Below are 23,927 nucleotides of genomic sequence, written 5' to 3' on the forward strand. Positions count from 1 at the left end.
AATAAGATCTTTCTTATTTGTTTCAATGATATTTACGATATCATCCTGTGGTCTATTTAAAAAAACCACAACAACCACGCATGATAAACCCAAAAATGATAACACAACAGTAATTACAGAAGATAAAAAAACGGAAACAAAGGAAACAGATACAAAAAATCCGGATACCATTTCTTCAGAAACAAAAGGTAAATCCTGGGAAAAAAAAGACATCTATAATATTGCATTACTTCTCCCCTTCTCTCTTGATGAAGCTGAACTCGATAAATTAATGGATGAAGAGAATATTACAGGATATCAACCATTGGGATCATTGGAGTTTTACGAAGGCGCATTAATGGCGCTGGATACTTTGAAAAAATTAGGTGTAAACTTAAATGTTACTGTTTACAATAATAAAAAAGATAGTTTGGCTACGTCGGTTTTAATGCGTAGCGAGGAATTTAAAAAAATGGATCTAGTTATAGGTCCTGTTTTTAACGATGGATTAAAAGCTGCTGCTGAAATTGCTAAAACGAATGAATTATTCACCATATCTCCTCTTTCTCCGGCAAATAATATTACCAGTGGAAATAAATTTTATTTCATGGCAAATGCCCCTATCTCAACGCAATTAAATAAAACAATAGAATATGTGATCAAAGAAAATATGCGTGCGAATTTTGTGGTAGTATATAGAAACGATAAACCCAATGAATTAAAAATAGCAACAGAATTTAAAACGGAATTTGAACTTGTAAATAAAAATAGAACTGCAACATTAAAGGAGGCTTATACTTTTTCAGGAATTGCAGAAAGTCTTAATGAAGAAACAAATTATGTTTTTATTGCGTCAAATGATGAATTATATGTGAATGGATTAGTTCGGGATCTTTCAAAATCTTCGCGTAACAATTCTATTACATTGTTAGGAATGCAAAATTTATTATCGCTGGAATCTATTTCGCTCGATTATTTTGAGACCTTACATTTTCATTACCCTACTTCTTATTGGGTAGATCAAAATGCTCCAAGAGTAAAAAGATTTAATGAAGTATTTACAGACAAATATGGTATCAGGCCTTCGGAATTTGCCTACAGAGGTTACGATCTAATGCTTTATTTTGGATCCGTATTAACAAATTATGGTCCGGCCATTGACGCTCAAATTGATAAACCCAATCCGGCGATGCGTTATATGTTATACCCATTAAAGTTCACTGCCAGTTATACTGCAGATAAACAAATACAGTTTATTGAGAACAGCAATATCACGATACTGAAGTATGAAAATTTCCGTTTTGAAAAGGTGAACTAAATTTCAATTAAAAAATTTATTCCTCATCAAATTTATCATACCCGAGAATGGTAAGCATACTGTTTACGGTTTGTTCTTCCGCAAAAACTTCATAACTTAATTTTCCTTCGGCATCTTTCTGGATAAGGATATGTTTTGGTGAAGGTATGAGACAATGTTTTGTCCCGCCATATCCGGAAATACTTTCCTGATATGCGCCGGTATGAAAAAATCCTATATAAAGTGGTTCACCTGTTCCAACAAGTGGCAGATATAATTCGTTGGTATGTGCTTCAGAATTATAATAATCCATCTGATCGCATGTTAAACCGCCTATATTTATACGCTGTACTTCATTACCCCATTTATTTACAGGTAATAAAATAAATTTAGAATTAATTCCCCACGCATCGGGCATGGTGGTCATGAGAGAATTATCTATCATATACCAACGCTCGCTGTCGTTCTGATGTTTTTCAGATAATACCTGAAAAATAAATGCACCGCTTTCAGCAACTGTAAAACTTCCAAATTCAGTATAAATATTTGGGCAAGGTACATTGTCTTCTTCGCAGGTTAGTTTTATTTTATTTAAGATCTCCTCGGCCATGTAAGGGTAATCGTATTCAAATCCCAAAGAACTTCTTGTTGGCCAACCTCCGCCGATATTTAATGAATCCAATTCGGGACATACTTTTTTTAATTCGGTATATACTTTGAGCGATTTTGATAATTCATTCCAATAATAAATATTATCACGAATGCCGCTATTGATAAAAAAATGCAGCATTTTTAATTTGAATTTTGGATTTGGTTTTATTTTACTGAGATAAAAATCTTTGATCTCCTTATATCTTATTCCTAAACGCGAAGTATACAATTGAAATTCCGGTTGCTCTTCTGCAGCAATTCTGATCCCGAGATCACATTCGTAAATTATGGTGTTTTCATATTCGTCAAGTTCTTCCATGTTATCGAGCACAGGAATAATTCTGAAATCGAGATTTGCCAGTTTACTTATTCGTTGGGTATAAATTTTTGTTTTAAACCCATTGCAAACGATAAGAGTATCTTTCGACAACATTTTATTGAGATATAATTTTTCAATAATATCAATATCGAATGCAGAAGATGTTTCCAAAAAAATATCGTTTTTTAGTGCTTCCACCAAAACGTGCGCAAAGTGGGAGCTTTTAGTACAATAACAATAATTATAGGTGCCCGGGTAATTTAATTTTTTGATGGCATCGTTAAAATATTTTTTTGCACGCTGAATATTTTCAGATATTTTGGGAAGATAAGTGATACGCATAGGCGTTTCATACTCATCTATCAGTTGTTTAAGTGGAATTCCGTTGAAGTATAAATAATTATTTTTCACTTCGAAACCATCCTGCGGAAAATAGAAGGTTTGCTGGATGAGGTCAAGGTAGGTATTTTTCAATTCTTTTGATTCATTTTAGATTGTAAAAGGATAAATTTTTCTTGCGGCACAAAAATAATAACTTTGCAAGTATGAAACGAGTAAAAGTTATTTCGGTTAACAGCGAATTAGGTGCCGGCACAAGAGGTTCGGGATTAGGCTTTGATGCGATACGAGTAGCAGCGTGGAGTAAAGGAAGCAGATATTTCAAAGAACATCCACCAATAATTCTTCAAAGTAACAACGATGAGGTACTCGATGATATTGAAACTGCATATTCGGTTAAGATCCAGTTCATTGTAGAGATGTACAACAAAATTGCCGAAATGGTGATGGCTTGCATGAAAAAGAAGGAGTTTCCGGTTATCATCTCAGGAGATCACAGCAATGCCGGTGGCACAATCGCTGGAATTAAGATGGCTTTTCCTAAAGATACCTTAGGAGTTATATGGATAGACGCCCATGCGGATCTGCATTCTCCTTATACCACCCCTTCCGGTAACTTACATGGTATGCCCTTGGCGACAGCTACAGCATTAGACAATAAGGTTTGCCAGATAAATCAGCCGGAAAAGAAAACCATAGAAGCCTGGGAAAAATTAAAGAAACTTGGTGGAATATCTCCGAAGATCACATTTAAAGACCTCATTTATATTGCGACCCGGGATATGGAGAAGGCGGAACGTTTTATCCTCAAAAAAAATAATGTGCGTATTTATTCCGTGCAAAAAATGCGGGAAACCGGCATTCAGTATGTAATTGATGATGCAATGAAACGTTTGGCGCATTGCGACAGAATATATGTATCTTTTGATGTTGACAGCATGGATGCCAATGTTTCGAGAGGAACAGGAACGCCGGTTAAAAGTGGATTATACGAAAGTGAAGCATTTCAATTGGTGAGCTGTCTCGCTAAACAGGAGAAAGTTTGTTGTATGGAAATCACAGAAATAAATCCCACCCTCGACAACAAAAAAAATATAATGGCGGAAATTGCCTTGGAAATTTTAGAACAATTTACGGGAGAAATAGAAAAACGGTTATGAAGTTAGAAGAACAGGTTAAACAGCTTGTAGTAAAAGTTGTTCAGGAATTATATGCTCAAAGTATTGATGAAAACATAGTTAAAATTGATAAAACACCTTCGGAATTTCAAGGTGAATTAACGGTAGTAATTTTCCCATTTGTTAAGATCAGCCGTAAAAATCCGGAAATTACTGCAAAGGAGATCGGAGAAGCCTTACAAAACAGATCAGAAATAATTGAATCATTTAATGTTGTAAAAGGGTTTTTGAATATTTCATTTACTGAAATTTACTGGCTATCTGTTTTAAAACAAATATCAAACACAACAAATTTTGGAGAAAAACATACATCAGGAAAAAAATATGTATTGGAATATTGCGGACCTAATACAAATAAACCACTTCATTTAGGTCATGTAAGAAATGTTTTGCTCGGTTATTCTGTCGCTAATATTTTAATGGCTGCTGGCCACGAAGTGCATAAAGTAAATATTTTAAACGACAGAGGTATTGCCATATGTAAAAGTATGGTAGCATATTTACGAACAGGAAATGGAGATACACCTGCAAGTACCGGAATTAAGGGCGACCATTTTGTAGGGAAATATTATGTGGAATATCAAAGGATATTTGAGCAAGAAGTAGGACTACTGGAAATGTCGAATATTTCAAAGGAAGAAGCAGAAAAAACATGTTCAATTTATTTGGAAGCAAGTGAAATGTTGCGCAAGTGGGAAGCAGGTGACGAGAAGGTAATGGAATTGTGGAATACCATGAATGATTGGGTTTATGAGGGATTCGAAGAAACCTATAAAAAGATAGGAATTGATTTTGAAAAAGATTATAAAGAAAGCGAATACTATTTAAAGGGGAAAGATATTGTTTATGCAGGGCTTGAAAAAAATGCATTTTATAAAAAAGAAGATGGTAGCATTTGGGTCGACCTTACGGAAGAAGGATTAGATCATAAAGTTTTATTGCGTGCTGATGGCACCAGTGTTTATATTACACAGGATATTGCTGTTGCAATTGCGCGTTATGCAGATTTTAAAATGGATACTTCCATATATGTGGTTGCCAACGAACAGGATTATCATTTCAAAGTTTTAAAATTGGTATTGCAAAAATTAAATGAACCTTTTGCAGATGGAATTTATCATTTAAATTATGGAATGGTCGATCTTCCTGAAGGTAAAATGAAAAGTCGGGAAGGCACGGTGGTTGATGCAGATGAGTTGATAGATGAAATGCAGTCAGAGGCAAAGGAGTTTCTATCTTCTTCTGAAAAGTTGTTAGACTTTAGTGAAGAGGAAAAAAATGTTTTGGCGGAAAAGATAGGCTTAGCTGCATTAAAATATTTTATATTAAAAGTGGATCCCAAAAAAAGGATGTTGTTTAATCCGAAAGAAAGTATTGATCTGCAGGGGAATACAGGCCCCTTTATACAATATACCTATGCGCGTATTCAATCTATTTTCAGAAAATTGAAGGAGGAAAATTTTCAAATTTCACAGGATAAATTTGAATCGTTGGATGCTATTGAAAAAGAGTTGGTGGTTTTATTAAATCAATATCCTACAATTGTAGAAATAGCGGCAGATACTTATTCACCTTCGGAAGTGGCAAATTATATTTATGCATTGGCAAAAAAATTCAATACTTTTTATGTGGATCATTCTATTGCCAAGGCCGAAACAGAATCCAAAAAACATTTGCGTGCGGATATCGCATTAAACGTGAGTGTTGTGATCAAACACGGATTAATTTTATTGGGAATAAGTGTGCCGGAGCGGATGTGAATTATTTAATGATCTTCAGGTTGTCATAGTGAAACAGAAAATATGCTTATTCACCTTAAGATTATTGTTTATTTAAATTACTTCTTAAAGACGATGACAATAATTTTTATTCCTTATTTCTTTTAAAATCGTTTTTCTTTAGAAAAATATCCAATTCCTCCTGAAATGATTTCGTTTTATGATGTTCCTCCTGATTATTTAAATAAGCTCTGACGATATTTAGTCTTGACTTAGAAACAGATCCAGCATAATATTCGTCTTGCCATTCAAATTTTTCATCTATGATGTTATTTTTATTTATCCAATTGGAAGATTCTCCCTTAATTAATTGCATTACTTTTCGAATTGTTTGATCATTTCCCATGGAGACCACACAGTGGCAGTGATCTGAATAGCCATTAACGGAATCAATATATATTCCCTTTTCACGACCATTTTCTTTAATGTGATTCCAAACAGTTTTCCGAATTTGTTTTGTTGGAAGTAGCTTTTCTCTGTTTTTTGTACTCCATACAAAATGGATGTATACTTCAATATGAGACATAAATTTGTTTTTAAGGAATACAAATGTACAATTTAATTTTAAAAAATAACCATGGTGAAATTTTAATTTTCCTATTCAGTAAACTTAATTATATTAATCGTGTGTCATTTTTGAAACACATACGTATTAAAAAGGCTAAAACGCAGAGACAGAAACAACTCTATGCAATACGTCGATCAGAAAATTATTAATATTTAGATAATCCGATTAAATAATTTTAATCGATTATTTTTTTATGCATACAATTTTCAACACCTCATCGATCGAAATAGTGATATATTTTACCCGCCTTCCAACATTTGAGTTGCATTTTATTTCTATAATATAAATAGGTTATCAATGAAAATAATAGCCCCCGGCTTCAGCCGGGGGTGTATAAAAATAATGTATTCGGCTTTAGCCAAATATTAATTCCAATATGTGTAGAAATTTTAATCCGAAACGTAATCGTTTGGGCTAAAGCCCGGTGTGGTTTGGCATTTACACCCCACCGGCTAAAGCCGGGGTTATTGGGAGGTTTATTTTGATTATGATTAGATAAATCGTTTAGTTTTTGTTTCTCTGATTAATTTGTGTTGCAATTAATTTTCATATTTAAATTACGTATGAATGAAATCAATAGCCCCCGGCTTCAGCCGGGGTAAACGAAAAAAATGTATTCGGCTTTAGCCAAAAGTTGTAACTCCAATCTGTAAATAAATTTTTATCCAAGCGAAATCGTTTGGGCTAAAGCCCGGGGTGGTTTTGTGTTTTTACCCACCGGCTAAAGCCGGGGGTTATTGGGAGGTTTATTTTGATTATGATTAGATAAATCGTTTAGTATTTGTTTCTCTGATTAATTTGTGTTGCAATTAATTTTCATATTTAAATTACGTATGAATGAAATCAATAGCCCCCGGCTTCAGCCGGGGGTAATCGAAAAAAATGTATTCGGCTTTAGCCAAAAGTTTTAACTCCAATCTGTAAATAAATTTTTATCCAAACGAAATCGTTTGGGCTAAAGCCCGGGGTGGTTTTGTGTTTTTACCCACCGGTTAAAGCCGGGGGTTATTGGGAGGTTTATTTTGATTATGATTAGATAAATCGTTTAGTTTTTGCATCTCTGATTAATTTGTGTTGCAATTAATTTTCATATTTAAATTACGTATGAATGAAATCAATAGCCCCCGGCTTTAGCCCGGGGTAAACGAAAAAAATGTATTCGGCTTTAGCCAAAAGTTTTAACTCCAATCTGTAAATAAATTTTTATCCAAGCGAAATCGTTTGGGCTAAAGCCCGGGGTGGTTTTGTGTTTTTACCCACCGGCTAAAGCCGGGGGTTATTGGGAGGTTTATTTTGATTATGATTAGATAAATCGTTTAGTTTTTGTTTCTCTGATTAATTTGTGTTGCAATTAATTTTCATATTTAAATTACAAATGAATGAAATCAATAGCCCCCGGCTTCAGCCGGGGGTGTATAAAAATAATGTGTTCGGCTTTAGCCAAATATTAATTCCAATCTGTGTAGAAATTTTAATCCGAAACGTAATCGTTTGGGCTAAAGCCCGGTGTGGTTCGGCATTTTACACCCCACCGGCTAAAGCCGGGGGTTATTGAGTGATATTTTTAGAATGCAATTAATCATCTATTTTTTTATTTGCCCAAACTGTAAATAATTCGTAAATACTTTAAATTTTTTTAAAACCATCAAATATTCGAGATCTCTCCTTCTATTTTTGCCCCGGTATAAAAAAAGAAAACAACCATAAAAGAAAAATGAAAAAATTAAATTACTATTTATTGCTCTGTCTGACCATTCTTTCGTTGGAAATGAGTGCACAAACACCTTCTGATGCGGTGTTGATGAATCCAGGACAGTTCTGTGGAGGAATTTTTTATAATAATTCCTCAGCTTCGGAATATTGGCAGGGAGATTCATTGCTGGAAAATGGAAATGTTGGCACCTTGACCAGTCAGTCGATTGCCGCAGGATTTACCCTAGGTATTATTAAAAATCTCAACATTTATGCTACTCTGCCTTGGATCAAAAATTCTCCAAGCGCTGGCTTTGTGGAAGGAACCTCAGGAATTCAGGATTTCATGCTCGCAGCAAAGTATCAATTTCTGGATAAGAAACTTGGTGCAGGTAATTTCAAAGCATTAGTGTCAGCAACCGGAACTTTACCTGCTTCTTCTTACATTCCTGAACACCCTTATTCCATCGGACTAGGATGTGCTGATGGTATTGGTAGATTGATCCTTGCGTATAAATCGGATATGGGAATATTCGGAAAGGCCCAGGGTGGTTACCACATTCGTGGAAATTCGGAGTTAGTTAGAGTGTATTATTACACTTTCGACGAGGCTTTTTATTCTAATGCGGTTGATATGCCAAGTGCTATCGACTATTCTGCAACACTTGGATATATTACAAAGGATAACCTTACTTTTAAAGCAGAGGCGGAATTTTCTATGTTCAATTCATTAGGTGGATTTGACATCCGCCCTTGGGATCAGGGATTTCCTTCCAATGAAATGGATGCAATGCGAATTGGTGCCAATTTTCAATATATTCCCGAATTTGCCAAAGGTCTTGGATTACACTTAAATACTGCATATACTTTAAATGGCAGAAATGTTTGGAAGACATTCAATATTGGCGGTGGAATTACCTATTTCTTCAATATTTGGAATAAAGAGGAAAAAACACCTGCAGAATAAATAATTACATAAAAAGCTCAATCAAAAAAATTATATGAAAAACAAAAATATATTATTGACCACTCTGATCTCGGCGAGTGTTTTCATTTTTTCCTCTTGCGAAAATGAAATTCCCGGTGGTATCAGTTATGAAGCTTATACTTTCAGTTCCATTAGTGAAGACGGTGGAAATTGGAAACCAATTTTGCTCACTTCCGGCGCTGACGTTGCAATCCCGGCTCCAAGTGATGTAACTTCTCCCGAATATTTAGCGGAGTTAGCTGAAGTAAAATCATTAAGTAGTTCTCTTTCTGCTGACCAGCAAGAAATTGTAGATTATTGGGGAAACAATACTGCAATTCGTTGGATGGAAATTGCGGAAACTTTAGTTGCAAAATACAATTTGCCTCCTGATCCTGGACCGGAAGGAAACTATCCTCCTCCAACCGGAACTCCACTAACAAGTGATTTTCCATTTGCACATCCACCATTTGCCAATAGAATGTATGCACATCTTAGTGCCTCATTTTATGATGCTGCGATAAGTGCATGGCATTATAAATTTACTTATGATCGTCCTGCTATTTATTTAACTGATGGTAGTGTAACACAGGCATATCCTAAAAATAATATACCTTCTTACCCTTCTGAAGATGCTGCTATTGCTTATTCAGCTCAAAAAATATTGTCGTTTTTATTCCCGAACGATGTGGCTTTTATTGCAGAAAAAGCACAGGAATGTCGCGACTCAAGAAAATGGGCAGGACTTGCTACAGAAAGTGATCTTGTAGCGGGAGATTCCATAGGAAGTTTTGTTTCCCATTTATATATCGAAAGATCAAAAGTTGATAATGCCAAGTTTGCTCAAGTTGACAAAGCAACATATACGCTTTTAGAAGACACAGCAACTATGATGTGGGGCGATCAATGGCAACATTGGTTAAATATTGACATTCCTCCGCGCCCGGTTGGGGTTACACCTCGTTATGGTGATGTAACGCCATGGTGGATACCAAATGTTGAAGCAGTTCGCCCTGGTCCTCCTCCGGCAATTGGTTCTGCTGAATATTTGGAAGCTGAAAAGGAACTCCTTGACCTCACAGATAATGCAACAAAAGAACAGGAAGAAATTGCATTTTTCTGGGGTGATGGTCCTGGTACCTATACCCCCTCAGGACATTGGAATTTAATGGCCACTGAAAAAATTGTAGAAGCAGGACTCAATCCACTTCGCACAACCAGAGTATTGGCCTATATGAATACTGCTATGGGTGATGCTGCTATCAGTTGTTGGGATACTAAATATTATTATTTCTACCCACGCCCATCTCAGGCTAATCCTGATATTAAATCTACATTTATGACTCCAAATTTTCCGAGTTATACATCAGGCCACTCTACCTTTAGTGGTGCAGCTGCTGAAGTTCTTAGTTATTTCTTTCCGGAAGACGCGAATGAGTTTCAAAATTTTGCGATAGAGGCAAGTAATTCAAGAATTTATGGCAGAATTCACTATAGGTTTGATTGCGAAGTTGGAGTTACTGTTGGAAACAACATTGGCGACTATTCCATTGCGGCAGCAATGGCAGATGGAGGTGAATGATCTTAAAATTATTTATAAAAAGAGGCGGTTTCTCATTTGAAACAGCCTCTTTTTATTTAATAAATAGTTGAACCGAGGTTACCTTAATTCATTCTAACATCAAGATATTTAGAATTTCTCAAAGCTTTTAGTGTACCTCAAATCATCACTGATCAATTCGATATGATAAATTCCCGGGGTAAGATGCAAGGATGTAAGGTCAAGGGAATGATAATAAAGGTTCGAAGCCTTTTCAGTCGAAATTAATCTTCCTTCATTATCAAATATTTGAATGGTAACATGTTTGGCTCTTATGGTTGGGAAATTAATTGTGATCTCATTTAGAGCCGGATTAGGGGATAGTGTTATGATGTCATCCTGAATCTGATCAACAATTCCTGTATTATCGTAGGTTTCATAAGTGTTGGTAACACGGAGGTCTGGCTCCCAGATCGTTCCGTCCCAATAGGAAATAACATACACATCAGGAAGTCCTTCTGCATTATTATCGTTTTCGGTTTTAGAATAATCTTCCCAAACTACCCCGTCATAATATTGAAGTGTATTAACAATCAGAAAATGGCTTCCATCATAGGTGAAAATGTTTCTGGAATAGTCATCAAATCCTCCAATTCCATCGGATTGTTGCACTGTGGAGGTGGTTATCATATCCTCTCCGTCATATAAATAAACAATGCGGTAATCATCTTCAAACACACCTCCAATATAGTCCTGCTGAAGCAAAATACTCACCAAGCCTTCCGGGTTATAAGTGTAAACAGACCTTGTACTTGTTTCCCAATCCGCACCTGTCCATACTTCTGTGGTATAATAATCAAGTATACCTGAAAGAGTATAAGTATAAATGGTTTTCGTGGAGTTGTCGTATACGCCGGCTGTGGCAAATTCGTTAAGAATTTCAACTACATGCCAATCTTCATCATAACTATAGGTATATCTCGCCCCGTGTTCATAAACGGCTCCGTCCCAATATAAAATTTCAAGTGATGTTCTCCTGTCACTATCATCAAATGTGTTTTCAAGATGTGCGTATGGCACCCAGATAAAACCATCGAATTGCAATATGTAACATTCACTGTATGAAGGATTTAGGAGATCTAAAAACTGCATTCCATCATTGTCATCATAAATAAAATTGGCGGAGTCCATATCCACGTAAATTCCCCCTACATAATTTTCATCCCGAAGTCCTAACAGTCGCATTGTCTCTGCTTGGGTCTTACCAGCAGCCTGCTGATATTGTGGTAGCGTTTGTTTAATGTATAGGTCTATATTTGGATTTTGCACTAATTGAGCAAAAGCACCTTGACAAATAATTGCCAGTAAAATTGTAGCTAATTGTTTCATAATATTACGTTTTTAATGAATTTAATTAAGTTAAAAGTAAAAAATATTACCTGAAAAAAAAATATTTAAATTATTCTAATATTAATAGGGATAGATACAAAAGTTCAATAAATGGTTGGTTATATCGAATAAGTAGTGTTGGAATGTTAGTTTCGTAGAACATTTAGAAGATACCTCTCCAAAGTTCCTTATAAAATTTAATTGAGTTTAGCTGTTTTTTTTTATGTGGTTTAGTTAAAACAAAGTATTCTTGCCGTTGCAATCAAAAAATTTAAAATAATAAATCAAATTCAACAGTATCAGTAATTAAGTTAAATATTGAAATATGAAAATTGTGATATGAATCCCCTACTTTTCGGAGCGCAAGTATTAAATATTTCAAATCCGTCTAAATTGAATTTTTTATGACTCGACTCCCGAGTATTGAGGTTTTGCCGTTTTTATTAATAGTTGCAGTGCTGTTGTTATCGGCAAGGCTGTTAGGAGAGTTATTCCGTAAACTAAAATTACCCCAGGTAATGGGAGAACTTATGGCCGGAATTTTATTAGGCCCTTCCTGCTTAAAGAGCCTTGCACCGGATTTTTACCACAATTTTTTTGAAGCTTCAGCAAACGCAGGAATTGCTTTTGACGGGCTTGCCAGAATTGGTATTCTTCTCTTGTTGTTTGTTGCAGGCATGGAGATCAATCTGAAGACCATCAGGGAAAAGGCAAATGCAGCTGCAGCTATAAGTTTATCAGGAATTGCATTTCCCTTTGCATTCGGATTTTGCGGAACCTGGTATTTTTTCCACCACCTTTTTCCTGCAGGAATGGATGACAAATTAGCCACTTCCCTTTTTATGGGAACTGCGTTATCCATCACAGCTCTTTCAGTTTTGGCAAAGATCCTTATCGATATCGATATGCTCAAAAGTAAATTTGGCAATCTGATGCTGACAGCGGCTATGATAGATGATTTTATTGGTTGGATGTTATTTTCGCTTGTAATTAGTGTTGCAAATCTCGATCAGGAAAGCGGTTTTACAGGTTGGCAGGTAATGTTCATGGTGATTGGATTTGCCACCTTTGTATTAACGATCGGTAAACGATTTTTGCATCTCGCTTTCAAATTTTCAAATAAATATCTCTCTCGTGGCGGTGGAACCTTGTCGGTGGGAATAGTTTTTTGTTTGCTTGGTGCAATATTTACGGAGTGGCTTGGTTTACACGCAATTTTCGGCGCCTTTATGGTGGGTATAGCCGTTGGTGATTCTGAGCATTTTAGTCATAGAACCAAGGAAATGCTGCATGATATCGTAACCTATATTTTTGCCCCTCTATTTTTCGTTTCCATCGGATTTCGTGTAAATTTTCTTGAAAACTTCGATTGGGGTATCATCGGATTTATACTTGCCATTTCCATACTAGGTAAGATCTCCGGAGGTTTTATAGGTGCAAGAATAGGTAAATTCAGTAAAAACGAGGCTATGGCCATTGGTTTTGCCATGAATGCCCGAGGCTCGCAAGAGATCGTGTTGGGATTAATAGCCTTAAACGCCGGTATCATTACCGACCAGGTTTTTGTTGGATTGGTAGTCATGACCTTTGTAACAATTATGATGGCAGGACCATTAATGAAATATTTTCTGGAAAGAGATAGAAAAGCAAAATTGCCAGTAGAAGAGACGATACCTGAATAATTACCGATAGGTTGTACTCTTGAAGAGGCGATTTAAAAAAAGAGACTCAATTTTCTCGAGTCTCTTATATTAATACACATAATCACATTCAACCTTTTGATTAACAGTGCCTTATGTCTTATTTAATTATTTGTATTTTTTGTGTATAATTTCTTTTTCCGTCGTTTAATTGAACAATATAAATTCCATTTGATAAATTTTCCGGTAATTGCAATTCTAAGCAGTTAGTTGTAGAATTATCAAAATATTTAATTTGTTCGTCCACCATCCTGCCACTTAAGTTATAAATAGTCAGAATGATCTTTCCGGGTTGTTGCATTGTGAAATTCACTTTTATGCTTTGTCCCATTACGGGGTTTGGATAAACGAGAAAATCAGAATTTTCAACCATCTTTTCATCACGCATAAAGGCCACTGAATTTAAATATCTTGCAGTGAGGAATGCACCATTTCCATCTATATATTGGTATCCTCCTACAATGATCTTACCATCCGGCTGTAAAATAATATCGTTACAAGCCTTGGTTATAATACTTTGAAAGGAAGTATCCAATCCTGAGGCTCCAAAGGTTTCATCTGGAATACCAAGAGAAGAAAACTTTGCTAAAGCAATTGAGTTTTTATAAACTCCGTCTGTCAACACTGAAGCGTAACCGCCTATGATAATATCGTTATCCGGCTCAATAGCTAAAGCCTGACCAATGGAACTTCCTCCAAAAAAATCGAGAAATAACCAACCATCTGTTCCAAAACCAGAATCTAATGTACCATTAGGCATGATACATAAAGCGGCAAATCTGTTGTTAGCATAATAATTTGAAAATCCTGCGAGTATAATTCTACCATCCGAAAGCAAGGCCGTTGCATAACAATCATCTGTTGTGCCCTTATCAGCTCTTACAATTCCTCCCATTCCAAAAGTATTATCCAAGGTTCCATTTGTATTCAAACGAATTGCAGCAAAATCGTAACGGAAAAAGGCATACATAACCAAGGTATCAATAAATCCACCGGCAACAATTTTGCCATCAGGTTGAATTGCTACCTGGTGGCATTCTGAATGTTTCCCTGACAATAATAGGGTGAATTTTCCGGCGGTTCCAAAAGTATTATCAAGTGCCCCGTTTGGTTTTAATCTCACAACCAGCATATTGCCGTATCCGCCACTACCTCCTGAATATCCGGCTAGAACAATTTTTCCATCCGCCTGAATCGCTACATCATAACAGATCATACCCGTATATGGGATATTAATTTCCACTGATCCTCCGATTCCAAAGGAATTGTCGAGGGATCCGTTTTTATTTAAACGGTAAACAATGTAGTTGTTTACATTTGTTGGACCCACACCGCTGCCGGCAACTATTATTTTACCATTTGGCAATAGCGCCATATCGCAAAAGAAACCACCTGGAATAGAGGCAATTCCCGCTACACCAAATGTATTATCGTAAGTCCCATTTGTTTTCATTCGCACAATTGCAATATTGGAATAACCGATCATATTGAAACTGTTGCCACCGGTCAAAATTCTTCCATTTGGCTGCACCAATACCGTGCGGGCGATATCATCGCGGGTAGGCTCAATTTTCGTCAATTTATAACCACTTCCTGCAAAACTATTATCGAGAGTAGGCTGTGCTATTATGGGTAAGACTGCGAACAGCGTAAAGTAAATTACCAATACCATTCTAAAAGTAAATTTGTTCATATTAAATTTTTCCTCAAGTTCTTCCGATTTTACCTAATTTATGATGATATAGAATTCGGTAAATAATGATTTTCATTGCTATTATGGAAGATTAATATCATTTTCAGGTTGAAGACTCAGGCCTACCTTCGAGATCATAAAATTAATTACTATGGATACTTTATTAAGAGATGTTACGATGCAAAAAACCGAAAAAGCATCATCCAAAAAATATGTATTCCCCTTCGAAGAAGGAGATGGAAAAAATAAACAATTATTGGGCGGAAAGGGCTCTAACCTTTGTGAAATGACCCAGATCGGGCTCAATGTACCTCCGGGTTTTGTTATAAGCACGGAAGCTTGCCTTGATTTTCTCGAATCGGAGGATCATAGTTTACTCTCAGGATTAATGGAGGATATAAAAAATCAAATTCATTTACTTGAAAAAAAATCAGGAAAGGTATTTGGTGATGGAATTAATCCATTATTGGTGTCCGTTCGCTCCGGTTCAGCAATGTCGATGCCCGGAATGATGGATACCATCTTAAATCTTGGCCTTAATGCCAATACACTTACAGGTCTTATTAAACAAACAGGGAATGAGAGATTTTGTTATGATGCTTACCGAAGATTCATCCAATTATTCGGAAAAGTTGCACTTGGTGTTCCCGAAGAAAAGTTTGATCTGGAATTTGAAGCAGTGAAATTGCAGGCAGGAGTTAAAGTTGATATAGGGTTAAATGCCAATAACTTACAAGAGATATCTAATAGATTTTTAAAGGTAGTTCATACTCATACCGGTAGAGAATTTCCGGAAAATGTTTTTGAACAACTTGAAATTGCCGTTAAAGCGGTTTTTAATTCCTGGATGGGAAAACGAGCGATAGATTATCGGAGAGAATTTAAAATTACCCCCGAAATGGCTAACGGAACAGCCGTTAACGTGATGGCAATGGTTTTTGGGAATATGGGAAACGATTGTGCCACAGGAGTTGGATTTACGAGAGATCCCGGCACCGGAGAAAATGTGATGTTCGGAGAATATCTTGTTAATGCACAGGGTGAGGATGTGGTAGCTGGAATAAGGACTCCAAAAGCAGTTGCTTTATTGGAACAGGAAATGCCAGTTCAATATAAACAATTGGAAGAATTGCGTCATAAACTTGAGAATCACTATAAAGAGGTTCAGGATTTTGAATACACCATTGAAAAAGGTGTTCTTTTCTGTCTACAAACCCGAAATGGCAAAATGAATACCACAGCAATGGTGAGAACCTCTGTAGAAATGGCAAAATCCGGATTAATAAGCAGAGATCAGGCATTGTTGAGAATAAAACCTGAAATGCTGGAGCAATTGCTTCACCCGAGATTGGATAGTTTACATAAACAAAACCCTTTAGCACAAGGTCTTCCGGCTTCACCGGGGGCAGCTTCGGGACATGTAGTTTTTGATGCCGACAGGGCAGAATTGTTAGGTCATGCCGGAGAAAAAGTTATTTTGGTGCGTGAAGAAACCAAACCTGAGGATATTCATGGATTTTTTGCTGCCCAGGGAATATTGACAAGTCGCGGTGGCAAAACTTCCCATGCAGCTGTTGTGGCGCGAGGAATGGGAAAACCATGTGTAGCCGGTGCTGAGGGCATTCAGGTTGATGTAAAATTGCGCCAGGCTACCATAGGTGAAAAGGTTTTACATGAAGGCGACTACATTACAATTGATGGTGGAACCGGATTTGTATACCAAGGTATAATTCCAACTGTAGAGCCTACATTTTCGGATGAATTGAAATTACTATTATCGTGGGCAGATGAAACAGCCACGTTAAAGGTATTTGCGAATGCAGATACACCTGAATCCGCGAAAAAAGCGCTTCATTTTGGAGCAATGGGTATTGGATTGTGCAGAACTGAACGAATGTTCAATGGGGCCGACAGGTTACCAATTGTTGTGGAAATGATTCTGGCAAACAATACCGATGAAAGAGAGTCTGCCTTATCCCGCCTATTAGAGATTCAAAAACAGGATTTTAAGGAAATACTAATTACGATGGCTCCACGACCTGTAACCATTCGGTTACTCGATCCTCCGATACACGAATTTCTGCCTACAGAGGACGTTTTAAGAGAGGAGATCATCAACTTGCATCATTTAAAAGAAACCGCCGGCGGTGTTAGCAATCTTTTTAACAGTTTGCGGTTGTTGAATTCTGATCCCGAATTGGCAAAGACCTCAGCCTATCCATTCACTGATAAAGGTTTAGAATTGATTGATCAGGCGATTGCAAAAAAAGAGCAGATGCTCAAAAAAGTTCACGAGTTATATGAAGTAAATCCAATGTTAGGTCACAGAGGTGTTCGTTTGGGGCTCACCTATCCCGAAATTTATAAAATGCAAATTAGGGCAATATTGGAGGCTGCGGGTGAATGTCAGAAGGTAGGAATTGATGTGAGACCGGAAATAATGGTCCCTCAGGTATGCACTGCTCAGGAATTAGTTCATGTGAAACATTACATGAGTGAAATACGAGAAGATATTGAAAATCAATTACATATAATTCTTTCATTTAAGTTCGGAACCATGATAGAAGTGGTAAGAGCATGCATGGAAGCTGCATCATTGGCAAAAGAAGTAGAATTCTTTTCCTTTGGTACAAATGATCTTACCCAAGCAACATTTTCCTTTTCACGGGAAGATGCTGAAAACAAATTTTTACCATTTTACACCCAGAGTGGTATTTTAAAAGACAATCCATTTGAAGTACTCGATATTCCGGGAGTTGGAAAATTGATGCAATACGCAGTCAAAAGCGGAAGAGAATCGCAACCCGGATTGAAGATCGGCATTTGTGGTGAACATGGTGGACAACCGGAGTCTATAGCCTTTTGCCACCAATTAGGTTTGAATTATGTAAGTTGTTCCGGCCCAAGGGTTCCGGTAGCAAGGTTGGCGGCAGCGCAAGCCTTCTTGAAGAATTGAAGCGGTGAAGATGCGAAGGGAGAAGATCTAAAGAATCGAAGTGAGAAGATTCGAAGATTTGAAGGGGAAGGTTCTAAGGGGGAAAAAGGAAGGAAGGTTGGGTTAAGGTTATAAAAGGGGGATCTCACCAACAGTGGAGTCTTGGAGTCGGTACGGCAGTGAGACACAGTCTGGAAGAAGCAACCTCACAAACCATCCATTATGCACCTATGTACTAAGTCTAGTGTTTCCTATGTCCTATTTCCTACTTCCTATTTCATATGTCATAAGTCCTATGTCATATGTCCTAAGTCATATGTCCTATTTCGTACTTGCAACAAAAAATCCGATCCTGGTTTTGAGGCCAAAATCGGATTTTTAGTAATAATGTTATTTAGAAGGGGCGATTAAAACACTTTATAACCGTACCATGTTCTTTCTGATTTGTCGTAAAGAAAGGCATGTCCATTTGCGAATGAAAAGGCAAATGAATCGTTTAGTGGAGCACCTTCAGGTAGTGATCTGGTGGCTGTAATTGCTCCTTTTCCATTAAAAAATATCAATTTTCCTGAAACGTAATCCAAAACAACGTATTCAAAACCTTTCACGCCGGTATAACCGAGTGTATTATTGTTGATACTGAAGGTTGAAACATCACCCCATTTGAGTGTTATCTTTTTGATCTTTCTGGGTCTGTCTCTTGAGTATAATTGAATTGTGGTGAAGTCAGGATTTAAGAAAACCACTTGTTTTTTGTCGTCATTATAAGAACCAACAGACTGAAAATCAGGCTGGTGTTGACCTTCATAAATGGTTAAATTTGAAGATGGGGTATTATTCGCATTCAACGAAAAGGTTGTCCATCCTAATTCTCCTGCACCATTACCTTCCATTTGTTTTGTTGCCGGGTTATACCACAATCCTCTGTAATCAAAATTTGCCTGAGCGGAAAATACCATTTCGGCACTTGTGTTAAATCCCTCTAATGGAAATCCTTCATTTCCGGCTATTACAGTAATGTAGATCCTCGCATTCGGGTTCCATGCTACGGCGCATGCATTTGTTCCGTCAGATTGATTAAAGGTGTATTCTATATCCTTAACCAAAGTTCCGGCAGGAGTTTGCGCTGTGGCCATTCCTATTAAAAGAAAGAAAATCATGGAAAAGCTTGTGCCTTTTGTAAAAATTTGTCTTGTATTCATACTCTATTTATTTTGTGGTTTAAGTAACAGATTTGGGTTAAAATTCAATGGCTTCGTCAAGGTAAAACATGTAAAGCTGTTGACAAAAATAATGGTAATTCTACTTATTTTGTTAATTGCATTTTCAGATCCAATATTGGCAAAAAAAAACGGTCATAATTTTCATTACAACCGTTTTAAATATTTATCAGTAATTTTTACCAGATCTTAGCTCTCTGCTCAACAGGAAGATACATTTTATCCCCTTCAGTTACACCAAAAGCTTCATACCACTCAGGAATATTTACCAGGGTGCCATTTACTCTCCATTTGCCGGGACTATGCACATTAGTTAATAATTGAGTGCGCATTGCGTCTGGGCGATAAGAACCGGCCCATATTCTACCAAAGCCAATGAAAAAACGTTGTTGAGGTGTAAATCCATCAATTGTTTTTGCAGCCTGAAATTCTTTTGTCTTTTTGTATGCCTGATAAGCAATAGTAATTCCACCAAAATCGGCAATATTTTCTCCCAAAGTATATGCTCCATTTATACAGATACTATCCAATGGGCAATAGCTGTTAAATTGATCTATTACCACCTTGGCACGTTCTTCAAATTTAGAATTATCGGAAGCTGTCCACCACATATTTAAATTGCCGAAAGCATCATATTGGCGACCTTGATCGTCGAATCCATGGGTAATTTCGTGACCGATTACGGCACCAATTCCACCATAATTTATTGCATCGTCTGCTTTAGGATCAAAAAACGGTGGTTGTAAAATTGCAGCAGGAAAAACGATCTCATTATTGGAAGGATTGTAGTATGCATTTACCGTTTGTGGTGTCATGCCCCACTCCGTTTTATCCACCGGTTGACCAATTTTCGCGAAATTGCGTTTTGATTCAAATTCCGCACCGCGCATAGCATTAAGTACGTATGGACCATTGTCAATTTCGAGATTGGAATAATCTCTCCATTTATCAGGATAACCGATCTTAACCGTAAAGGTGCTTAATTTTTTTTGTGCAGCCTGTTTGGTGCTATCTGTCATCCATTCAAGTGTATTGATACGTTCGCCTAAGGCAGCTTTAATATTATCCACCATTTCAAGCATACGTTGTTTGCTTTCGGGTGTGAATGCAGTTTTAACATATTCTTCACCAAGTGCTTCTCCTAAACAAAAATCTGCGTTTTCCACTACTCTTTTCCAACGCGGTTTCAATTGCTCAATTCCATTAAGTTTTTTTCCAGCAAAATCGAAATGTTCATTTACAAATGCGCTGCTCAGATAATCAGAAGCGCCATCAACAAAATGATAAGAAAGGTAAGTTTTCCAATCTTCCATTTTAACACTTTTGAACATACCATTTAATGCTTTGTAAAATTCAGGTTGAGCTAGATTAACTCCTGTTTTAAATTCCGGAGTTTTTAATTCACTGTAGTATAAATTCCAATTGATATTTGGAGTAAGTGCCTGAAGATCAGCAACCGGCATTTTATGATATATATTGTTTGGATCGCGCATGGAAACCTGATCCATACTCGCTTTTGCCAATTGTGTTTCTATGGTCATAATCGTATTTGCATTTTTAAGTGCAGTGGCTTCATCCACCCCCATTAAAACAAATACATTTTTAATATGCGTGATATAATCAACTCTATTCTGTTTGCTTTTTGCATCCTGTTTTGTGTAGTAATCGCGTTCAGGTAATCCTAAGCCGCCTTGCCACATGGTCATGATAACATCAGCAGAATTTTTATCATCCTGCCCTACCCAATGGGAAAACATTGCGAAGGTGTATGTTTTATGCATTTGAGCTACCATTTTGATAAGATCATCTGCATTATTGATCGCATTTATTTGCTCCAAAAAAGGTTTAATAGGATCAATCCCTGCTTTTTCAATGGCAACGGTATCCATTCCACTTTTCCAAAAATCACCAACTTTTTGTGTATTGGTCCCTTTTGCAGCATTTGCAGTGGATGCTTGTTCCATGGTAAGGCGAAGTGTTTTCAGACTGTTGTCGTCAAGAGTATGAAAACTACCGTAACTAGCTTTATCAGCAGGGATCGGGTTTTGAGAGATCCATTTACTGTTAATAAAAGCGTAAAAATCGTCGCCGGGACGAATAGTGCTGTCCAGCATGGAGCTATCGATGGCACTGTAATTATTTTCCTCACCGGTTTTGGAACTTTTACAAGCTGCAAAAACCACCATGGCAAGAAAAAGCATTGAAATTTGAGTTTTCTTCATTAATTGTTTTTTTGTGGGTGCAAAGATAGCGGTTTCTGTTGGGGAGTTGGGGTTAATTGTTGTTAAGGTGTATGGGTTCTGAGTTCTGAGTTCTGGGTTCTGGGTTCTGACATGTAGTAGATCTCCTGCGTCGATCACTACATGTTTCAGTTCTGGGTTCTGGGTTCTGACATGTAGTAGATCTCCTGCGTCGATCACTACATGTTTCAGTTCGGGGTTCGGGGTTCGGGCTGAAAATTGTTCATTTTGTTGAGACGCAATGCATTGCGTCTCTACAAAATGAACAATTTTCAACAACTGTGACTGCGACTGCGACTAGTTCACATAATTCATATCTGAGGAAAATCTTTCAATGGTTCGATACTGCCCACTGCCCACTGGCCCCCAACCCCATAGGGGAGCTTACGTTTTCGTTCACATTATAATTAGATTTTCAACTCGAAGCAACAACCACCAATGTTACAAACTGCCCACTGCCCACTGTTTACTGTTTACTGCCCACTGCCTTACTCCTTCTCAACTTCACCACCGGTTTAAAAACCATAATGGAAAGAGGAGGAATTGTGATCATCAGCTCGAATTTGGTTTGTTTTTCAGAGGTTTCCGGGTCGGATTCTACTTCAACGGCATAGGGTTTTAGGGGTCCGCTGTTTAGAATTCCGGAACCAAAATATTTTTCTGCATCAGAATTTAGTAATTCGATATAATGATTTCGCTGTTTTACGGGAATTGCATAATCTACAAAAGTTTGCTGGTCGAAATTTCCTACCACTATTAAATGATCATTTGCCTTTTTTCCCTGGCGTTTCCAGATCAAAACACAATCGTCGGTTTTGGAAATATCGAGCCATTCAAATCCTTCCTGATTATAATCATTTTCATGCATGCTTTTTTCATTCACATAAATATCATTAAGATCTTTCAACCATTGCTGCATGCCTTTGTGTTCGGGTAATTCCAACAAATGCCAGTCGAGACTTTGGTCGTGGTTCCATTCTTTTGTCTGTGCAAATTCGGCACCCATAAAAAGTAATTTTGGGAAAGAATGTGTGAACATATATCCGTACATCAATCGCAGATTTGCGAATTTATGCCAATGATCACCGGGCATTTTATTGATAAGTGATTTTTTAAGATGTACAACTTCATCATGCGATAAACAGAGCATATAATTTTCGCTGAAAGCATACCACATGCTAAATGTGAGTTTATTCTGATGATGTTTTCGATAATAAGGTTCTTCCTTGAAATAATTCAGCGTGTCGTGCATCCAGCCCATCATCCATTTCATTCCAAAACCAAGACCACCATCATAAGTAGGTTTAGATACCTTAGGCCATGCCGTGGATTCCTCCGCTATTGTGATTGCGGATGGTATTTCTTTATAAACTGTTTCATTTAATTCCTTCAAAAACTGAATTGCCTCCAGATTTTCATTACCTCCATACACATTTGGCAACCACTCCCCTTCCTTTCGCGAATAATCAAGGTACAACATACTTGCCACGGCATCTACACGAAGACCGTCAACATGAAAAACATGTAACCAATACATAGCTGAACTTAGCAGGAAACTTTTCACCTCATGTCGGCCATAATTAAAAATATAGGAATTCCAGTCAGGATGAAATCCCTTTCTCCTATCCTCATGTTCATAAAGATGTGTGCCATCAAAAAATATTAATCCATGACCATCATCCGGAAAATGCGATGGAACCCAATCGAGTAAAACACCAATATTTGATTTGTGAAAACATTCAATAAGATACATCAGATCTTGCGGAGTGCCATATCGGGAAGTAGGTGCAAAATAAGAGGTTGTTTGATATCCCCAGGAGCCATAAAAAGGGTGTTCGTTCACCGGCATGAATTCAACATGCGTGAAACCCATATCTTTTACGTATGGAACCAGCGTTTCAGCAAGATCACGGTAAGAAAAAAATTGTTTGGATTCATCAGCCGGTCGCCCCCAGGAACCAAGGTGAACCTCATACACACTCATAGGTTTATTGAATTCGAAAGGTTTTTGTTTAACTGTCCACCTCGCATCCTGCCAGGTGTAAGTATTATCCCAAACCACAGAAGCTGTGTCAGGCGGAGCTTCTGTTCTAAAGGCAAATGGGTCAGCTTTTTCTAATATGACTGCTGACTTTGTAGTAATAAAGTACTTATAAAGGTCACCTGCTAAAACATTTAGTAAAACTCCTTCCCAGATCCCTGATCCGTCATCTCTTACTTTTAAGGGATGTGAACTTTTATTCCAATTATTAAAAGTTCCGGCAACATGCACTTTTGTTGCATTTGGAGCCCATAATGCAAAATATACTCCCGCATTTTTTTCATCATCAATTATATGAGCCCCGAATTTTTCCCATAATTTGCTGTGTTTTCCTTCCCGGAAAAGATGAATATCATACTCTGTGAAAAGAGAAAAATTGTATCTGACCAATTCCTGCATAT

The 23,927-nt window shown here is 37.1% G+C and carries 14 protein-coding genes; 7 read left to right on the forward strand and 7 right to left on the reverse strand.

Going from position 1 to position 23,927, the window contains the following annotated elements:
* Window positions 1-25 precede the first annotated feature (25 nt).
* Window positions 26-1,297, forward strand: a complete 1,272-nt coding sequence (locus IPI31_14090) for a hypothetical protein (protein MBK7568947.1) — start codon at window positions 26-28, stop codon at window positions 1,295-1,297.
* 16 nt (window positions 1,298-1,313) lie between these two features.
* On the opposite strand, the gene IPI31_14095 is transcribed toward IPI31_14090, so the two are convergent.
* Window positions 1,314-2,720 (reverse strand): arginine decarboxylase, encoded by a 1,407-nt coding sequence (locus IPI31_14095; protein ID MBK7568948.1) that lies wholly within the window; start codon window positions 2,718-2,720, stop codon window positions 1,314-1,316.
* A 71-nt stretch (window positions 2,721-2,791) separates the two neighbouring features.
* Between IPI31_14095 and IPI31_14100 the strand changes: the two genes are divergently transcribed.
* Complete coding sequence (locus IPI31_14100; protein ID MBK7568949.1) at window positions 2,792-3,745, forward strand: arginase; 954 nt, start codon at window positions 2,792-2,794, stop codon at window positions 3,743-3,745.
* On the forward strand, window positions 3,742-5,523 hold the full coding sequence (locus IPI31_14105; protein MBK7568950.1) for an arginine--tRNA ligase: 1,782 nt from the start codon (window positions 3,742-3,744) through the stop codon (window positions 5,521-5,523). Before IPI31_14100 ends, IPI31_14105 begins: the two co-directional genes overlap by 4 nt.
* 106 nt (window positions 5,524-5,629) lie before the next feature.
* Here IPI31_14105 and tnpA read toward each other — a convergent pair whose 3' ends face one another.
* Window positions 5,630-6,067 (reverse strand): IS200/IS605 family transposase, encoded by a 438-nt coding sequence (gene tnpA, locus IPI31_14110; GenBank protein ID MBK7568951.1) that lies wholly within the window; start codon window positions 6,065-6,067, stop codon window positions 5,630-5,632.
* Window positions 6,068-7,823: 1,756 nt separating this feature from the next.
* Here tnpA and IPI31_14115 point away from each other — a divergent pair.
* Entirely contained in the window at window positions 7,824-8,768 is a 945-nt protein-coding gene (locus IPI31_14115) for a transporter (GenBank protein ID MBK7568952.1), read from the forward strand.
* A 34-nt stretch (window positions 8,769-8,802) separates the two neighbouring features.
* Window positions 8,803-10,350, forward strand: coding sequence for a phosphatase PAP2 family protein (locus IPI31_14120; protein ID MBK7568953.1), 1,548 nt, complete (start codon window positions 8,803-8,805; stop codon window positions 10,348-10,350).
* Window positions 10,351-10,458: 108 nt separating this feature from the next.
* Here the strand turns inward: IPI31_14120 and IPI31_14125 are convergent, their stop codons facing one another.
* The gene (locus IPI31_14125; GenBank protein ID MBK7568954.1) at window positions 10,459-11,697 is read right to left on the reverse strand and encodes a T9SS type A sorting domain-containing protein; all 1,239 of its coding nucleotides are present in this window, start codon (window positions 11,695-11,697) and stop codon (window positions 10,459-10,461) included.
* A gap of 404 nt (window positions 11,698-12,101) precedes the next feature.
* On the opposite strand from IPI31_14125, the gene IPI31_14130 reads away from it, so the two are divergent.
* Window positions 12,102-13,379 carry a cation:proton antiporter gene (locus tag IPI31_14130; GenBank protein ID MBK7568955.1) on the forward strand — a complete coding sequence of 426 codons (1,278 nt, stop codon included), beginning with the start codon at window positions 12,102-12,104 and terminating at the stop codon, window positions 13,377-13,379.
* A 118-nt stretch (window positions 13,380-13,497) separates the two neighbouring features.
* Here the strand turns inward: IPI31_14130 and IPI31_14135 are convergent, their stop codons facing one another.
* Complete coding sequence (locus IPI31_14135; protein ID MBK7568956.1) at window positions 13,498-15,090, reverse strand: T9SS type A sorting domain-containing protein; 1,593 nt, start codon at window positions 15,088-15,090, stop codon at window positions 13,498-13,500.
* Between the two features lie 178 nt (window positions 15,091-15,268).
* Between IPI31_14135 and IPI31_14140 the strand changes: the two genes are divergently transcribed.
* Entirely contained in the window at window positions 15,269-18,046 is a 2,778-nt protein-coding gene (locus IPI31_14140) for a pyruvate, phosphate dikinase (GenBank protein MBK7568957.1), read from the forward strand.
* A 386-nt stretch (window positions 18,047-18,432) separates the two neighbouring features.
* Here the strand turns inward: IPI31_14140 and IPI31_14145 are convergent, their stop codons facing one another.
* The 3 genes from IPI31_14145 to glgB all read right to left on the reverse strand — a co-directional run bounded on the left by IPI31_14145 (window position 18,433) and on the right by glgB (window position 23,925).
* Window positions 18,433-19,227, reverse strand: coding sequence for a hypothetical protein (locus IPI31_14145; protein ID MBK7568958.1), 795 nt, complete (start codon window positions 19,225-19,227; stop codon window positions 18,433-18,435).
* A gap of 197 nt (window positions 19,228-19,424) precedes the next feature.
* The gene (locus tag IPI31_14150) at window positions 19,425-21,467 is read right to left on the reverse strand and encodes a M13 family metallopeptidase (GenBank protein ID MBK7568959.1); all 2,043 of its coding nucleotides are present in this window, start codon (window positions 21,465-21,467) and stop codon (window positions 19,425-19,427) included.
* A gap of 484 nt (window positions 21,468-21,951) precedes the next feature.
* Complete coding sequence (gene glgB / locus IPI31_14155) at window positions 21,952-23,925, reverse strand: 1,4-alpha-glucan branching protein GlgB (protein ID MBK7568960.1); 1,974 nt, start codon at window positions 23,923-23,925, stop codon at window positions 21,952-21,954.
* Window positions 23,926-23,927 lie beyond the last annotated feature (2 nt).

Source organism: Bacteroidota bacterium, from assembly GCA_016706865.1.
In the GTDB taxonomy this organism is placed as follows: domain Bacteria; phylum Bacteroidota; class Bacteroidia; order Chitinophagales; family BACL12; genus UBA7236.

What these genes read in the sequence shown, in the direction of transcription:
- IPI31_14090 (MBK7568947.1), top strand. Translation starts at nt 26, where the DNA reads ATGATATTTACGATATCATCCTGTGGTCTATTTAAAAAAACCACAACA.
- IPI31_14100 (MBK7568949.1), top strand. Translation starts at nt 2,792, where the DNA reads ATGAAACGAGTAAAAGTTATTTCGGTTAACAGCGAATTAGGTGCCGGC.
- IPI31_14105 (MBK7568950.1), top strand. Translation starts at nt 3,742, where the DNA reads ATGAAGTTAGAAGAACAGGTTAAACAGCTTGTAGTAAAAGTTGTTCAG.
- tnpA (MBK7568951.1), bottom strand. Translation starts at nt 6,067, where the DNA reads ATGTCTCATATTGAAGTATACATCCATTTTGTATGGAGTACAAAAAAC.
- IPI31_14115 (MBK7568952.1), top strand. Translation starts at nt 7,824, where the DNA reads ATGAAAAAATTAAATTACTATTTATTGCTCTGTCTGACCATTCTTTCG.
- IPI31_14120 (MBK7568953.1), top strand. Translation starts at nt 8,803, where the DNA reads ATGAAAAACAAAAATATATTATTGACCACTCTGATCTCGGCGAGTGTT.
- IPI31_14125 (MBK7568954.1), bottom strand. Translation starts at nt 11,697, where the DNA reads ATGAAACAATTAGCTACAATTTTACTGGCAATTATTTGTCAAGGTGCT.
- IPI31_14130 (MBK7568955.1), top strand. Translation starts at nt 12,102, where the DNA reads ATGACTCGACTCCCGAGTATTGAGGTTTTGCCGTTTTTATTAATAGTT.
- IPI31_14135 (MBK7568956.1), bottom strand. Translation starts at nt 15,090, where the DNA reads ATGAACAAATTTACTTTTAGAATGGTATTGGTAATTTACTTTACGCTG.
- IPI31_14140 (MBK7568957.1), top strand. Translation starts at nt 15,269, where the DNA reads ATGCAAAAAACCGAAAAAGCATCATCCAAAAAATATGTATTCCCCTTC.
- IPI31_14145 (MBK7568958.1), bottom strand. Translation starts at nt 19,227, where the DNA reads ATGAATACAAGACAAATTTTTACAAAAGGCACAAGCTTTTCCATGATT.
- IPI31_14150 (MBK7568959.1), bottom strand. Translation starts at nt 21,467, where the DNA reads ATGAAGAAAACTCAAATTTCAATGCTTTTTCTTGCCATGGTGGTTTTT.
- glgB (MBK7568960.1), bottom strand. Translation starts at nt 23,925, where the DNA reads ATGCAGGAATTGGTCAGATACAATTTTTCTCTTTTCACAGAGTATGAT.